13 protein-coding genes are annotated in these 15495 nt (G+C 69.1%); 7 read left to right on the top strand and 6 right to left on the bottom strand.

Features of this window, described 5'->3' with window-relative positions:
- Window positions 1–95: 95 nt before the first annotated feature.
- Complete coding sequence (locus tag BUB57_RS07640) at window positions 96–1409, top strand: efflux RND transporter periplasmic adaptor subunit (protein ID WP_073064593.1); 1314 nt, start codon at window positions 96–98, stop codon at window positions 1407–1409.
- On the top strand, window positions 1406–4462 hold the full coding sequence (locus BUB57_RS07645; protein ID WP_073064596.1) for an efflux RND transporter permease subunit: 3057 nt from the start codon (window positions 1406–1408) through the stop codon (window positions 4460–4462). The genes BUB57_RS07640 and BUB57_RS07645 overlap by 4 nt, the downstream gene beginning before the upstream one ends.
- A 149-nt stretch (window positions 4463–4611) precedes the next feature.
- Here BUB57_RS07645 and BUB57_RS07650 read toward each other — a convergent pair whose 3' ends face one another.
- The 4 genes from BUB57_RS07650 to BUB57_RS07665 all read right to left on the bottom strand — a co-directional run bounded on the left by BUB57_RS07650 (window position 4612) and on the right by BUB57_RS07665 (window position 8884).
- Window positions 4612–5946 (bottom strand): pyruvate dehydrogenase complex dihydrolipoamide acetyltransferase, encoded by a 1335-nt coding sequence (locus BUB57_RS07650; protein WP_073064599.1) that lies wholly within the window; start codon window positions 5944–5946, stop codon window positions 4612–4614.
- 13 nt (window positions 5947–5959) lie between these two features.
- Window positions 5960–7369, bottom strand: coding sequence for a pyruvate dehydrogenase complex E1 component subunit beta (locus tag BUB57_RS07655; protein WP_073064603.1), 1410 nt, complete (start codon window positions 7367–7369; stop codon window positions 5960–5962).
- 15 nt (window positions 7370–7384) lie between these two features.
- On the bottom strand, window positions 7385–8428 hold the full coding sequence (pdhA, locus tag BUB57_RS07660; RefSeq protein ID WP_073064606.1) for a pyruvate dehydrogenase (acetyl-transferring) E1 component subunit alpha: 1044 nt from the start codon (window positions 8426–8428) through the stop codon (window positions 7385–7387).
- A gap of 162 nt (window positions 8429–8590) precedes the next feature.
- The gene (locus BUB57_RS07665; RefSeq protein WP_073064839.1) at window positions 8591–8884 is read right to left on the bottom strand and encodes an FtsB family cell division protein; all 294 of its coding nucleotides are present in this window, start codon (window positions 8882–8884) and stop codon (window positions 8591–8593) included.
- A gap of 173 nt (window positions 8885–9057) precedes the next feature.
- Between BUB57_RS07665 and BUB57_RS07670 the strand changes: the two genes are divergently transcribed.
- A complete protein-coding gene (locus BUB57_RS07670) occupies window positions 9058–9678 on the top strand; it encodes a DUF1523 family protein (protein ID WP_234952013.1) in 621 nt (206 codons plus the stop codon).
- A 388-nt stretch (window positions 9679–10066) separates the two neighbouring features.
- On the opposite strand, the gene BUB57_RS07675 is transcribed toward BUB57_RS07670, so the two are convergent.
- Both BUB57_RS07675 and BUB57_RS07680 read right to left on the bottom strand, forming a co-directional pair.
- Window positions 10067–10426 carry an SUF system Fe-S cluster assembly protein gene (locus BUB57_RS07675; RefSeq protein ID WP_073064612.1) on the bottom strand — a complete coding sequence of 120 codons (360 nt, stop codon included), beginning with the start codon at window positions 10424–10426 and terminating at the stop codon, window positions 10067–10069.
- 248 nt (window positions 10427–10674) lie between these two features.
- Window positions 10675–12522 (bottom strand): ABC-F family ATP-binding cassette domain-containing protein, encoded by a 1848-nt coding sequence (locus BUB57_RS07680; RefSeq protein WP_073064844.1) that lies wholly within the window; start codon window positions 12520–12522, stop codon window positions 10675–10677.
- Between the two features lie 192 nt (window positions 12523–12714).
- Between BUB57_RS07680 and BUB57_RS07685 the strand changes: the two genes are divergently transcribed.
- The 4 genes from BUB57_RS07685 to fabG all read left to right on the top strand — a co-directional run bounded on the left by BUB57_RS07685 (window position 12715) and on the right by fabG (window position 15442).
- A complete protein-coding gene (locus BUB57_RS07685) occupies window positions 12715–12921 on the top strand; it encodes a cold-shock protein (RefSeq protein WP_073064615.1) in 207 nt (68 codons plus the stop codon).
- Window positions 12922–13102: 181 nt separating this feature from the next.
- Window positions 13103–13525: a nucleoside-diphosphate kinase gene (gene ndk, locus BUB57_RS07690; protein WP_073064618.1), complete on the top strand. Its 423-nt coding sequence runs from the start codon at window positions 13103–13105 to the stop codon at window positions 13523–13525.
- Between the two features lie 191 nt (window positions 13526–13716).
- Window positions 13717–14643 carry an ACP S-malonyltransferase gene (gene fabD, locus BUB57_RS07695; RefSeq protein WP_073064621.1) on the top strand — a complete coding sequence of 309 codons (927 nt, stop codon included), beginning with the start codon at window positions 13717–13719 and terminating at the stop codon, window positions 14641–14643.
- 61 nt (window positions 14644–14704) lie between these two features.
- A complete protein-coding gene (gene fabG / locus BUB57_RS07700) occupies window positions 14705–15442 on the top strand; it encodes a 3-oxoacyl-[acyl-carrier-protein] reductase (protein WP_073064848.1) in 738 nt (245 codons plus the stop codon).
- Window positions 15443–15495 lie beyond the last annotated feature (53 nt).

Consider the following 15495-nt stretch of genomic DNA (forward strand, 5'->3'; position numbering starts at 1 on the left):
CGCAGCTCACGGCGCCGATCACCGGCTTGCCATGGCACGTTGTCGCAGCCGGCGGCGTTGCTTATGTGGCAGCGATGTTATCAGGGCCTTTGACCATGCGGCGCTTTTCCTTTTTCTTGACGCTGGCCCTGCTGGGGCCGGGGACGGCGCTGGCCATGGGTGACCCCCCGCCCGCACCCCCCGCGGCCGAGGCGACCGCCCCCACCGTCACCGTCGCCCCCGCCGTGCGGGCCGAGGTGCAGGCGCGGGTGCCGCTGTCGGGCACGCTGGTCGCGCGCGAGGTGGTGCAGGTCACCCCCCGCATCGAGGGGCAGGAGATCCTGACCCTTGGCGCCGAGCCCGGCGACCGGGTGGAGCAGGGGCAGGAGCTTGCGCTGCTGTCCGACGTGACGCTCAGGGCGCAGCTGGCGCAGGCCGACGCGGAACTGCAGCGCGCCACCGCGGGGGTGGCGCAGGCGGAAAGCCAGATCGCCAGCAACGAGGCCGCGCTGACCCAGGCCGTGGCCGCGCTGGAACGCGCCCGCAGCCTGCGGCAGTCGGGCAGCGGCACCCAGGCGGCGCTGGATCAGGCCATCGCGGCCGAGGCCGGCGCCCGCGCCGCCGCCATCAGCTCGCGCGAGGGGCTGGCGGTCGCCCGCGCCGCCGCGGCGCAGGCCCGCGCCGCCCGCGACATCGCCCAGATCAACGTCGACCGCACCCGCATCACCGCCCCGGTGGCGGGCCGCGTCTCCAGCCGCAATGCGCAGATCGGCGCGATCGCCACCGCCAGCGCCGGGCCGATGTTCACCCTGATCGCCGACGGCTCGATCGAGTTCGAGGGCGAGGTGATCGAGACCGCGCTGCCCGCGCTGCGCCTCGGCCAGGCGGCCGAGCTGGACGTGGCCGGCGTCGGCCGCATCACCGGGCGGGTGCGGCAACTGCCCGCCGCGGTCGATGCCACCACAAGGCTGGGGCTGGTCCGGGTCGAGCTGCCCGCGGATGAGCGGCTGCTGATCGGGCTGTTCGTCAGCGGCGACATCGTCACCGAGCGGCGCGAGGCGGTGACCGTCCCCGCCACCGCGGTGCTGGCCGACGCCTCGGGCGAGCGGGTGCAGGTGGTCGAGGGCGGCGTCGTGGAAACCCGCGCCGTGCGCGCCGGGCTGCTGTGGCAGGGCCAGCGCGAGATCGCCGAAGGGCTGGCCGCGGGCGAGACCGTGATCGCCCGCGCCGGCGCGTTCTTCCGCAGCGGCGACCGGGTGAGCGCCACGACCGAGCCGCAGGATGCGCCCCCCGACGGGGCCATGGCGGACAATCCCGGCCAGACCCGGCCCGCCGCCGCTTCCGGGACCCCGGGGGAGCAGGCTTCCACCGCCTCGGAAGCCGCGGCGCCCCTTGCCGCGCAGGCGGCCGAGACCGGGGCGCGGCCATGAATCTTTCCACCTGGTCGATCCGCCATCCGGTCCCGCCCATCGCCATCTTCATGGTGCTGGTGGTGCTGGGGCTGGTCAGCTTCATGCGGCTGCCGGTCACGGCGATGCCGAACGTGGATCTGCCGATCATCTCGGTCAGCATCGGCCAGCCCGGGGCGGCGCCGACGGAGCTGACCTCGCAGGTGGTGCGCCCGATCGAGGATGCCATCGCCAATGTGCAGGGGGTGCGCCATGTCAGCGCCACCGCCTCGGACGGGGCTGCCAGCCTGACCATCGAGTTCGAGCTGGAAACCGACAGCGACCGGGCGCTGAACGACATCAAGGACGCGGTGGCCAGCGTCCGCGCCGACCTGCCGCAATCGATCACCGAGCCCTTGGTGCGGCGGCTGGACGTGACCGGGATGCCGGTGCTGACCTATGCGGTCAGCGACCCCTCGCGCTCGCTGGAAGGGCTGTCCAAGTTCGTCGACGACGTGATCTCGCGCGAGCTGTCGGCGCTGCCCGGCATCGGATCGATCGAGCGGATCGGCGGCGCCGACCGCCAGATCGAGGTGGCGCTGGACCCCGACCGGCTGCTGGCGCACGGGCTGACCGCAGCCGAGGTGTCGTCCGAGCTGCGGCAGCGCAATATCAACATGGGCGGCGGCCGCGGCGATCTGGCGGGGCGGGAATATTCCATCCGCACCCTGGGGTCCGCCGACACGGTGGCGCAGCTGGCCGGCACGCCCATCTCCATCGCCGGCGGACGCACGGTGCGGCTGGACCAGCTGGGCACGGTCAGCGACGGCGCCACCGACGAGCGCAGCTTTGCGCTGCTGGGGGCCGAGCCGGTGGTGGCGTTCGGCGTTTACCGCGCCTCGGGCGCCTCGGACCTGGTGGCGGGCGACAACGCCAAGGCGCGGCTGGAGGAACTGGGCGCGCGCTATCCGAACCTGCGCATTACCCTGATCGACGACGCCACCACCTATACGCTGCAATCCTACGACACCGCCATGCACACGCTGTACGAAGGCGCGGCGCTGGCGGTGATCGTGGTGCTGCTGTTCCTGCGCAACTGGCGCGCCACGCTGATCGCCGCCACAGCGCTGCCGCTGTCGGTGATCCCCACCTTCTTCGTGATGGAGTGGCTGGGGTTCACGCTGAACGGCATCAGCCTGCTGGCGATCACGCTGGTGACCGGCATCCTTGTCGACGACGCCATCGTCGAGATCGAGAACATCGTGCGCCACATGCACGAGGGCAGCCCGCCCTATCAGGCGGCCGAGGAAGCCGCGGCCGAGATCGGCATGACCGTGATCGCGATCAGCTTTTCCATCGTGGCGGTGTTCGCGCCGGTGGCCTTCATGTCCGGGATCGCCGGGCAGTATTTCAAGCAGTTCGGGCTGACGGTGGCGGTCTCGGTGCTGTTTTCGCTGCTGGTGGCGCGGATCATCACGCCCATGCTGGCCGCCTATTTCATCCGCGGCGGCGGCCACGCCGAAAGCTCGGGCGACGGGGTGGCGATGCGCGGGCTGATGCGGGTGCTGGGCTGGACCATGCGCCACCGCGGGCTGACCCTGCTGCTGGGTCTGGGGGTGTTTGCGGGCTCGATCTATTCCGCCACGCTGCTGCCGACCGAGTTCATCGCCGAGGGCGACGTCGGCCGCAGCCAGATCGAGGTCGAGCTGCCCCCCGGATCGCTGGTCGAGGACAACGAGGCGGTGATGCGCGCCCTGTCGCACCGCATCGCCACCATCCCGGAGGTCGAGTCGGTCTTTGTCATGGGCGGCACGTCCGAGCCCACCAAGTCGCGGCTGATGATCAACTATGGCAACAAGGCCAGCCGCGACCGCTCTCAGGCCGAGATCGAGGCCGGGCTGAAGCAGATGCTGGCCGACGTGGCCGACGTGCGGCTCAATTTCCAGAATCAGGCCGGCGGCAACGACCTGACCGTCAGCGTCATGGGCGACACCGAGGACGGCGCCGCGCAGGCGGCCGAGCTGCTGGTGGCAAGGATGCGCGAGATGCCGCAGCTGGAAAACGTCACCTCGTCGTCGGCGCTGCAACGCCCGGAAATCCAGATCACCCCGCGCGAAGGGGTGGCGGCGCAGCTGGGCGTGTCTACCGCCGCCATGGCGCAGACGCTGCTGGTGGCGACGCTGGGGGATGCGGAATCGAACCTGCCCAAGTTCAATGCCGGCGACGAGCAGGTGCCGATCATGGTGCGGCTGAACGAACAGGCGCGCGGCGACCTGATGGAGCTGCGCAACCTGCGGGTGCCGTCCTCGGCCGGGCAGGTGCCGCTGGGCGCCCTGGCCGAGGTCACGCTGTCGGCCGGCGCCACCCAGATCGCCCGCTATGACCAGCGCTATCGCACCACCGTGTCGGCGAACCTGGCCGATGGCGCGATCCTGGGCCCGGTCGCGGCGCAGGTGCAGGCGGCGCAGGCCGAGCTGGAACTGCCGCCGGGGACCGAGTTCCAGGCCTCGGGCGATGCCGAGATCATGGGCGAGGTGTTTTCCGCCTTCGGCCTCGCCATGGGGGCGGGGGTGATGTTCGTCTATGTGGTGCTGGTGCTGCTGTTTCATAATTTCGTCACCCCGATCAGCATCCTGCTGTCGCTGCCGCTGGCCATCGGGGGCGCGATCCTGGCGCTTTACATCACTGGAAACGCCATCGGCATGGCGGTGGTGATCGGCTTCCTGATGCTGATGGGCATCGTCACCAAGAACGCGATCATGCTGGTCGAGTTCGCGGTCCAGGCGATGGAGCGGGGCGCCGAAAAGCGCGACGCGATCCTCGACGCCGTGCACAAGCGCGCCCGCCCGATCATCATGACCACCATCGCCATGGCGGCAGGGATGCTGCCCTCGGCGCTGTCCACGGCCGAGGGGTCCGAGTTCCGCTCGCCCATGGCGGTGGCGGTGATCGGCGGGCTGTTGCTGTCGACGCTGCTGTCGCTGCTGTTCGTGCCGTCGCTGTTTTCACTGCTGCATGGCGCGCAGGCGCGGCTGGGCGGCTGGATCGGGCGCCGGCTGGGACTGAACCGGGCCGCCGAGGCGGCGGCGGAGTAGGGGGCGCTGCCCCCGGCGCTTCGCGCCGCCCGGCGATATTCGGGCAAGGAAGAAGGGGCTATTCCGGCGCGGGTGTGGCGGCTGCCGGGGCTCACATGCCTTGGGGCAAGGAAGAAACGGGGGCGCCGGGGTGCGGCGCCCTTGTCAGTCTAGGCCAGCATCCCCAGCGGGTTTTCCAGATGGGCGATGATGGCGGCCAGCAGTTCCGCGCCAAGCGCGCCGTCGATCACCCGGTGGTCCACCGAGAGGGTCAGCGACATCAGGTTGCGGATCACGACCTCGCCCCCCTCGGCCACAGGGGTGGGGATGCCGGCGCCGACGGCGAGGATGGCGCCGTGGGGCGGGTTGATCACCGCGTCGAAGTTCTCGATCCCGAACATGCCGAGGTTCGAGATCGCGAAGCTGCCGCCCTGGTATTCATGGGGCGCCAGTTTCTTTGAGCGGGCGCGGGCGGCGAGGTCCTTCATTTCCGCCGACAGTGCCGACAGGGTTTTCTGGTGGGCGTCCTTCAGTACCGGGGTGAACAGCCCGCCCTCGACCGCGACGGCGACCGCCACGTCCGAGGGTTTCAGCTGGATGATCCGGTCGCCGGCCCAGACCGCATTCGCCGCCGGCACCTGTTGCAGCGCCAGCGCGCAGGCCTTGATGATGAAGTCGTTGACCGACAGCTTGACGCCCCGCGATTCCAGCTGCGCGTTCAGCGTCGCCCGGAACTCCATCAGCGCGTCGAGTTTCACCGAGCGGCGCAGGTAGAAATGCGGGATGGTCTGCTTGGCCTCGGACAGCCGCGCGGCGATGGTGCGGCGCATCCCGTCCAGCGCGATCTCGGTGGTCTCGCGCCCTTCCAGCATCTTGCGCACGGTCTCGTAGCCCATGCCCTGCGGGGCGGCGGCTGCGGCCGCCGGGGCTGCGGCGGGTTTCGGGGCCTCGGCGGCGGCGGCGGGTTTGGCCGCGCCGGGCTGGGCCTGTTCCACGTCGGCCTTGACGATGCGGCCTTTCGGGCCGCTGCCGGTGATGCCGGCAAGGTCGATGCCGCGTTCCGCCGCGATCCGCCGCGCGAGCGGAGAGGCGAAGATGCGGTTGCCCTTGTCCCTTGCCGTGGCTGCAGGTGCCTGCGCCTTGCCCGCGGCCGGGGCTGCGGCATCGGGTTTTGCAGCGGGCTTTTCATCGGGTGCGTCCGCCGCGGTCTCGGATTTGGGTGCGGAGGGGCGACTTGCCCCCCCGACATCCTCGACGCTTTCGCCCTCTGCGACCAGCACCGCGATGGGGGTGTTGACGGCGACGCCCTGGGTGCCCTCGGCGATCAGGATCTTGCCGATCACACCCTCGTCCACCGCCTCGAACTCCATCGTGGCCTTGTCGGTCTCGATCTCGGCGAGGATGTCGCCGGATTTCACGGTGTCGCCTTCTTTCACCAGCCATTTGGCCAGCGTGCCCTCCTCCATCGTCGGGGAAAGCGCGGGCATCAGGATTTCGGTTGCCATGTCTCGCGCCCCCTTACCGATAGGTCACGTTGCGGACGGCCTGCACGACCTCGTCGGCCGTGATCAGCGCCAGCCGTTCAAGGTTGGCCGCATAGGGCATCGGCACGTCCTTGCCGGTGCAGTTGATCACCGGCGCGTCCAGCCAGTCAAAGGCGTTTTCCATCAGCCAGGCGCTGATGTGGTTGCCGATGGAACCAACGGGGAAGCCCTCTTCCACCGTGACGCAGCGGTTGGTCTTCTGCACCGATTTCAGCACCGTGGCATAGTCGATGGGGCGCAGGGTGCGCAGGTCGATCACCTCGGCCTCGATCCCGCCCTCGGCCAGCTTCTCGGCCGCTTCCAGCGCATGGGCCATGCCGATGCCGAAGCTGACGATGGTCACGTCAGAGCCCTTGCGCGCCACCTTGGCCTTGCCGAAGGGGACGGTGAAATCATCCAGCACCGGCACGTCGAAACTGCGGCCATAGAGGATCTCGTTTTCCAGGAAGATCACCGGGTTCGGGTCGCGGATCGCGGTCTTCAGCAGCCCCTTGGCGTCGGCGGCGGAATAGGGCTGCACGACCTTGAGGCCGGGGATCGCCGCATACCACGCCGCGTAATCCTGGCTGTGCTGGGCGGCGACGCGGGCGGCGGCGCCGTTCGGGCCGCGGAACACGATGGGGCAGCCCATCTGCCCGCCCGACATGTACAGCGTCTTGGCGGCCGAGTTCACGATCTGGTCGATGGCCTGCATGGCAAAGTTGAAGGTCATGAACTCGACGATCGGGCGCAGCCCACCAAAGGCGGCGCCGACACCGATGCCGGCGAAACCATGTTCGGAAATCGGCGTGTCCACCACCCGGCGCGGGCCGAAACGGTCCAGCAGCCCCTGGCTGATCTTGTAGGCGCCCTGGTATTCGCCGACCTCCTCGCCCATCAGGAACACCGATTCGTCGCGCTCCATCTCTTCGGCCATGGCCTCGCGCAGCGCCTCGCGGACGGTCATCTGCCTGAGCTCGGTGCCCTCGGGCCAGTCGGGGGATTCGTCGGGTTCCGGGGTGTGAACCGATTCGACCGCGGATTTGGCGGCGGCGGGGGCGGGGGCGGGCGCCTCGGCCGCCTCGGACGCCTTGTCGCGGCTGGCCTCGCTCTCGGCAGGCGGTTTTTCCGCTGCGGGCGCGGGCGCGGCGTCGGCCGATTCGCCCTCGGCCAGCAGCGTGGCGATGGGGGTGTTGACCTTGACCCCCTGCGCGCCCTCGGCCACCAGCAGGCGGCCGATCACGCCCTCGTCCACCGCCTCGAACTCCATCGTGGCCTTGTCGGTCTCGATCTCGGCGAGGATGTCGCCGGATTTCACGGTGTCGCCTTCTTTCACCAGCCATTTGGCCAGCGTGCCTTCCTCCATCGTCGGAGAGAGCGCGGGCATCAGGATTTCGGTTGCCATCTGTCAGCCCCTCTCTCAGGCGTTCACGTCTTGCGACGACTGCTGCGGCACGTCGTCGGCGTAGATGTCGGTCCACAGCTCTTCCAGCGGTGGCTCGGGGCTTTCGCGGGCGAAATCGGCGGAATCGTTCACGATGTCCTTGATGTCCTTGTCGATCGCCTTGAGGTCGTCCTCGGCCGCGTGCCCGCCCTGCAGCAGCAGTTGGCGGACGTGTTCGATCGGGTCGCGCTCGTCGCGCATCTTCTGCACCTCTTCGCGGGTGCGGTATTTCGCCGGGTCGGACATGGAATGGCCGCGATAGCGATAGGTCATCATTTCAAGGATATACGGACCCTTGCCGGCGCGGCAGTGGGCCACGGCCTTTTCGCCGGCGGCCTTGACCGCCAGCACGTCCATGCCGTCGACCTGCTCGCCGGGGATGCCGAAGGCCTCGCCGCGGCCGAACAGCGTGGTGGATTTGGTGGACCGCTTCATGCTGGTCCCCATGGCGTACTGGTTGTTCTCGATCACGAAGACGACCGGCAGTTCCCACAGCTCGGCCATGTTGTAGGTCTCGTAGACCTGGCCCTGGTTGGCAGCGCCGTCGCCGAAATAGGTAAAGGTGACGTTGTCGTTGCCCTTGTACTTGTCGGCAAATGCCAGCCCTGCGCCCAGCGGCACCTGCGCCGCGACGATGCCGTGGCCGCCGTAGAAATGCTTTTCGCGGCTGAACATGTGCATCGAGCCGCCCTTGCCCTTGGAATAGCCGCCGATGCGGCCGGTGAGTTCCGCCATCACCCCGCGCGCCTTCATCCCCGAGGCCAGCATGTGCCCGTGGTCGCGGTAGCTGGTGATGCGCTTGTCGCCCTCTTTCGCGGCGGCTTCGAGCCCGACCACCACGGCCTCTTGCCCGATGTAGAGGTGGCAGAACCCGCCGATCAGCCCCATGCCGTAAAGCTGGCCGGCCTTTTCCTCGAATCGCCGGATCAGCAGCATTTCCCGATAGTATTTCAGCAGCTCGTCGCGTGAGACATTGGGCTGCTGCGGGGGCTGGGCCGTCTCGGCCGGTTTTCTCGCCATCTGCGTTCTCCGGGTTCGTGGATGCTGCCGAAAAAATGGTTCAGCGTTGAACTATCTTAGAATCGGGATTTCGCCGGGCGCAAGGCGCATTCTGCGCCCGGGGGCGTGGCCGGCGAAGATGGGCAGAGAACGCTGGCGGAGACGCGGCAGGACGCCGCGGGATCAGCGGACGATCAGCTCGTCCCCGCGCACCAGCCCCAGCACGTCGCGGGCGCGTTCGTCCAGCAGTTCGAGATCGAGGTATTCGTCCGACAGCCGCCGGGTCAGGCTCTTCATCCGCGCCACCTCGGCCGCCAGCGCGTCGCGCTCGGCCACCAGCTGCGCGGTCTCGGCCTCGAGCTGGACCCGGCGCAGGATCCCCGAGGGGCCCTGCACGGCGGCGAAGGCGAAGTAGAGCGACAGCAGCAGCGCAAGCAGCACATAGACCAGCGCGCCGATGGGCAGGGTTCGGTTCATGTTCTCGGGTCCGTTTTCCGCCATCCTGCCACGGCGGACGGGCAAGGGGAATTGCCCGCGACGCGCCCCCGCGGGGCCGCGGCGGAACCCGGCGGCACTCCCCGACATTCCTGCTCGCGCCCCGGGGGCGGGGCCGGTAGAGTGCCCGGGCAGGCAAGATGCAAGGAGAGGCGATGTCCATGCGCAACATCCAGGTGGTGCTGGGGGTGGCCTTCGGCGTGCTGCTGTTCCTGTTCCTCGACTATTCGCTGCCCAGCCGCGACACGGTGCGGATCACCAACACCTACAACAAGCTGACCGACCTGGGCTGGAACCGGATCTTCTACGCCGCGGCCTCTACCGGCGCGGTCGAGACCGCCGAAGGGCGGCGCGACGTGCGCTATATCGACACGGTGCGGCCGAACGGGCGCCCCCGGGTCTATCGCAACGAGGACACCGGCCTGATCTGGCCGCCGTATTTCAAATACGACAGCTCGGACCTGCACGCGATCGCGGGGGACATGCGCTCGACCGCCGGGCAGCCGCGCTGGGTCAGCATCACCTCTTATGGCTGGCGCAACGACCTGATCACCATCTTCCCGAACGCGATCTCGATCCGCCCGGTGGCGGGACCGCAGGACCGGCCGATGAACTGGCTGGCGATGGTGATCCTGGCGGTGATGGGGCTGGCGCTGTTCCTGTTCTGGAGCCGGTGGAACCGCTTTGCCGCCCGCCGCCTGGAGCCGGCGGTCGAGCGGGCCGAGGCGCGGGCCGACCGGATGCGGGGCCGGTTCCGGCGCTGGCTGGGCCGCTAACGCGGCCATGGGCGGCGCGGGTCCTGCGTCGCTGGGGCGATGGGTATTTGGGCCAGAAAGAAGCGGCTGGTGCGGGGCTTAAGTGGGCGAGCGCGGGGTTTGCGTCGCTGGGGCTATGGGTATTTGAGCCGGAAAGAAGCGGCTGGTGCGGGAAGGCACGTTGGGCCTGGGCAAGCGGCCGCGAGATTTATCGCCGGGCGGATGGGTGTTGAGACCAGAAAGAAGACGCTGGCGCGGGAGAGGCAGGCCGCCTGCGCCGGAGGTGGCTAAAATGGTCGCGGGGGAGGCAAGCCGCTTGGGGTTGCCTGCCGCCGGGAACGGAGGTGGCAGCGACGGGCCGTCGGACGGTGCGGGATTTCTGTGGTGGTGTGGCGCGAGAGTGCAGGGCTTAGATGAAGCCCAGTTCCAGCCGCGCCTCGTCGGACATCATTTCCATTCCCCAGGGCGGCTGGAAGGTCATGTCCACGTCGACCTGGCGCACGCCGGCCAGCGCGCTGACCGCATCGGCGACCCAGCCCGGCATCTCTCCTGCGACCGGGCAGCCGGGGGCGGTCAGCGTCATCATGATGCGCACCGCGTTGGTGTCGTCGATGGCGATGGTGTAGATCAGCCCGAGGTCGAAGATGTTGACCGGGATTTCCGGGTCGTAGACCGTGCGGCAGGCCTCGACCACGCTTTCGTAAAGCGGGTGGTCGACGGACGAGGGCGCGATCAGCGGCTCGCCTTCAGTTGTCTGCGGCTGGGTCATGCCATTCTCCGGTGAAGTCATGTGCTGCATATAGGCGGTCCGGGAGGCAGAGGAAAGGGCGCGCGCCCGCGTCGGGACGGCCGGGCCCGGTCCGGCTGGTGCCCGATCAGCCGTGTCCGGTCGGCATGGAGGGTGACCCGGTGGACCCGATGCGGCGGCGGCTGTCATAGGCCCGCATCTGATCCGGCCAGCAGCATTCGGCCCGGATAACCCACCCCGAGGTCACGCACCCACGCGCAACCGCCGCCTCAGCCCCGCTCAGCCGCCTCCAGCCGTTCCAGCGCGTCCAGCCACAGCGCCTCGGCGCGGGGCAGGGCTTGCGTCGCCTCGGCGTGCTTGCGGCCCCATTTCTCGGCCTCGGCGGGGTCGTCGTAAAGCGCGGGGTCGGCCATTTTTTCGCTGATCTTTTCCAGCATGGCGGTCAGCTTTTCGACCCGCTCCTCGCCGCGCCGGACTTCGGCACGCAGTTCCAGGATCTCGTCGCGGCTGGCGCGTTTCGGTGCGGGTTTCGCCGCCTCGCGCGGGCGCTCGGGTTCGTCGGGGGTCAGTAGCGACCTGCGGTAGCTGTCGAGGTCGTCGGCATAGGGGCGCACCGCGCCGTCCGCGACCAGCCACAGCCGGTCCGCGACCAGTTCCAGCAGGTGCATGTCGTGGGATACCAGCACCACCGCGCCGGTATAATCGTTCAGCGCCTCGGTCAGCGCCTCGCGCGATTCGATGTCCAGGTGGTTGGTCGGCTCGTCGAGAATCAGCAGATGCGGCGCGTCGATGGTGGCCAGCAGCAGCGACAGCCGCGATTTCTGCCCGCCCGACAGCGCACGCACCTTGGTGTCCGCCTGTGCCTCCATCAGTCCGAAGCCGGCCAGCCGGGCGCGCAGCCGCGCCGGGGCCTCGTCCGGGCGCAGGCGGCGGACGTGGTCCAGCGGGGTTTCGTCCAGCGACAATTCGTCCACCTGGTGCTGGGCGAAATACCCCACCCGCAGCTTGGACGAGCGCGCGACCGCCCCCTCCATCGCCGGCAGCCGCCCGGCCAGCAGCTTGGAGAGGGTGGATTTCCCCTGCCCGTTGCGGCCCAGCAGTGCGATGCGGTCGTCCTGGTCGATGCGCAGATTCAGCCGCCGCAGCACCGCGCGCTCGCCATAACCCGCCGAGACCCCGTCCAGCGACAGGATCGGCGGCGACAGCTGGTCGGGCTGGGGGAAGGTGAAGCGGTGGAACTTCGCCTCTTCGGGGGCGGTGATCGGCTCCATCTTTGCCAGCGCCTTCAGGCGGGACTGGGCCTGCGCGGCCTTGCTGGCCTTGGCGCGGAAACGGTCCACGAAGCTTTGCAGATGGGCGCGGCGGGTCTCTTGCTTCTTGGCCTCGGCGGCCTGCAGGGCCCGGCGCTCGGCCCGGATGCGGGCGAAACTGTCGTAGCCGCCGGAATACAGCGTCAGCCTGCGGTCATCCAGGTGCAGGATCGACCCCACGGCCCGGTTCAGCAGCCCGCGGTCGTGGCTGATGACGATGACGGTATGGGGGTAGCGGGCCAGATACCCTTCGAGCCACAGCGCCCCTTCGAGGTCGAGGTAGTTCGTCGGCTCGTCCAGCAGCAGCAGGTCGGGACGCGCGAACAGCACCCCCGCCAGCGCCATGCGCATCCGCCAGCCGCCCGAAAAATCGCCGGTGGGCCGGGCCTGATCGGCGGGCGAGAACCCCAGCCCCTGCAGGATCGCGGCCGCGCGCCCCTCGGCCGACCAGGCGTCGATGTCGGCCAGCCTTGTCTGGATTTCCGCGATGCGGTGGGGGTCGCTGGCGGTGGCAGCCTCGGCCAGCAGCGCGTGACGTTCCGTGTCGGCGGCCAGCACCGTCTCCAGCACGCTGATCCCGGTCGCGGGCGATTCCTGCGCGACGCCGCCGATGCGGGCGCGGGCGGGCAGGGTGATGGCGCCGCCGTCCAGCGACAGCTCGCCCCGGATCAGCCGGAACAGCGTGGTCTTGCCGGCGCCGTTCGGGCCGACCAGCCCGACCTTGTGCCCGTCCGGGATCACCGCGCTGGCGTTCTGGAACAGCGGCCGTCCGGCGATGGAATAGGAGATGTCGTCGATGCGCAGCATGGGGGGGGATTGCAGCAGCCGGCGGCATTCGTCAACGCGGCGCTTGTATTGCCGCCGCAAAGCGCCTAGGTAGGTCGGGCAACGTTATCTATCTGCTACCTGTCTTCGGTTACCCGGCTTCAGTATGCTTTTCGACTGACTGCGCCGGGCCATCGCATTTCCGCGGATGGCAACATGACAGGAGATCTCACGATGGCCAACGGCACCGTGAAATGGTTCAACTCGACCAAAGGCTTCGGCTTCATCCAGCCGGAAAACGGCAACCGCGACGTGTTCCTGCACGTCTCGGCGCTTGAGCGCGCGGGCCTGCACGCTCCGGCCGACGGGCAGAAAGTCAGCTACGAGCTGGAAAGCGGCCGCGACGGGCGCGAATCGGCGACGAACATCCAGTTCGTCTGATCGCAGCGGTCCACGGACCTGCGACGATGATCGGGGCAGCCTTGACGGGCTGCCCTTTTTGCATTCCCGACCTCGCGTCCCTGCCGTTGTCACCTTGCGCCCGCTGCCACGGGGTTTTCATCGCGCGGGGGGCATGATAGCCGCCCGGCCAATCGAACAACCTTCGGACCCGAGGAATCTCATGGCCATCGAACGCACGCTTTCCATCATCAAGCCCGACGCCACCCGCCGCAACCTGACCGGCAAGATCAATGCCAAGTTCGAGGACGCGGGCCTGCGCATCGTCGCGCAGAAGCGCATCCACCTGTCGCCCGCCCAGGCCGGCAAGTTCTACGAAGTCCACAAGGACCGCCCCTTCTACGGCGAGCTGGTCGAGTTCATGGCCTCGGAACCCGTCGTGGTGCAGGTGCTCGAGGGCGAAAACGCCATCGCCAGGAACCGCGAAGTGATGGGCGCGACCAACCCCGCGCAGGCCGATGAAGGCACCATCCGCAAGGAGTTCGCGCTGTCGGTCGGCGAAAACTCGGTCCACGGCTCGGACGCCCCGGAAACCGCGGCGCAGGAAATCGCCTTCTTTTTCTCGGGGCTTGAACTGGTCGGCTGACCGCCTCGCATCCCCGGAAAGCTTCAGGGCCGCCCCCGCAACGGGGCGGCTTTCTTCTTCATCACTTAAATATCCTGGGGGAGCCGGCCTTGGCCGGCGGGGGCGAAGCCCCGTTTTTTCCCCGGTTCCAATTGCCATGCCGCCCCCCGCCGGGCTATCCCGGCCCAAATGCAGCAGCTACGGGACCGATCATGCGGGCTTTCGTCTTTCCGGGGCAGGGTGCCCAGACCATCGGCATGGGCCGCGCGCTGGCCGAGACCTGGCCCGCCGCCAAGGCCGTCTTTGACGAGGTGGACGAGGCGCTGGGCGAAAACCTCTCGGCGCTGATCTGGGAAGGCGACGCCGACACCCTGACCCTGACCCGCAACGCCCAGCCGGCGCTGATGGCGACCTCGGTCGCGGCGATGCGCGCGCTGGAAGCCGAGGGCTTTGCCATCACCGACGCCGCCTATGTCGCCGGGCATTCGCTGGGCGAATATTCGGCGCTGTGTGCCGCCGGCGCGATCAGCCTGGCCGATACCGCAAGGCTGCTGCGCATCCGCGGCACCGCCATGCAGGATGCGGTGCCGGTGGGCGTCGGCGCCATGGCCGCGATCCTGGGGCTGGATCTGGCGCAGGTGGACGAGATCGCCCGCGAGGCGGCGGGGGACGAGGTCTGCCAGGCCGCCAACGACAACGACCCGGCGCAGGTGGTGATCTCTGGGCACAAGGCCGCGGTCGAACGCGCCGCGGCGCTGGCCAAGGAACGCGGCGCCAAGCGGGCGCTGATGCTGCCGGTGTCCGCGCCCTTCCACTGCGCGCTGATGCAGCCCGCCGCCACCGTGATGGCCGAAGCGCTGGCCGGGGTCGATATCCACGAGCCCGCCGTGCCGCTGGTCGCCAATGTCCGCGCCGAGCCGGTGCTGCAGCCCGGCGCCATCCGGCAGCTGCTGGTGGAACAGGTCACCGGCGCCGTCCGCTGGCGCGAGTCGGTGCAGCTGATGGCCGGGCAGGGCGTCACCGAGTTCTGGGAAATCGGTGCCGGCAAGGCGCTGTCGGGGATGATCAAGCGCATTGCGCCGGGGGCCGTGACCCGGGCGATCGGGACGCCTGCGGATATCGAGGCGCTCAACGGTTGAGGCCGGACCGGGGCGCTGCCCCGGACCCCGGGATATTTCGAGACAGAAGATGAGGCTTTCGATGTTTGATCTGACCGGGAAGAACGCTTTGGTCACCGGCGCCTCGGGCGGGATCGGCGCGGCCGTCGCCACGGCGCTGCACGCGGCGGGCGCGGCGGTGACGCTGTCGGGCACGCGCGAGGCGCCCTTGCAGGAGCTGGCCGCGCGGCTGGGGTCGCGCGCCCATGTGGTGACGGCGAATCTGGGCGATGCGGCCGCGGTCGAGGCGCTGCCGAAACAGGCGGCGGCGGCGATGGGCTCGGTCGATATCCTGGTCAACAACGCCGGCATCACCCGCGACAATCTGTTTATGCGGATGTCGGACGAGGAATGGGCGCAGGTGCTCGAGGTGAACCTGACCTCGTCCTTCCGGCTGGCGCGCGGGGTGCTGCGCGGGATGATGAAGGCGCGCTGGGGGCGGATCGTCTCGATCACCTCGGTGGTGGGGCAGACCGGCAACCCGGGGCAGGGCAATTACGCCGCCGCCAAGGCCGGGCTGGTCGGCATGTCGAAAAGCCTGGCCTATGAGGTCGCCAGCCGCGGCATCACCGTCAACTGCGTCGCCCCCGGCTTCATCGAGACGGCGATGACCGATGCGCTGAACGACGAGCAGAAATCGCGGATCCTTGGGCAGATTCCCGCCGGTCGCATGGGCCGCCCCGAGGAAATCGCCGCCGCGGTGCTGTATCTTTCCAGCACCGAGGCGGCATATGTCACCGGCGCTACGCTGCACGTCAACGGCGGCATGGCGATGGTTTGACGGGGCGCGCGAAACCGGTTGCGGATCACGACCGCGTTGCTATATCCCCACTT

This window comes from Paracoccus solventivorans (assembly GCF_900142875.1).
GTDB classification, from domain to species: Bacteria; Pseudomonadota; Alphaproteobacteria; order Rhodobacterales; family Rhodobacteraceae; genus Paracoccus; species Paracoccus solventivorans.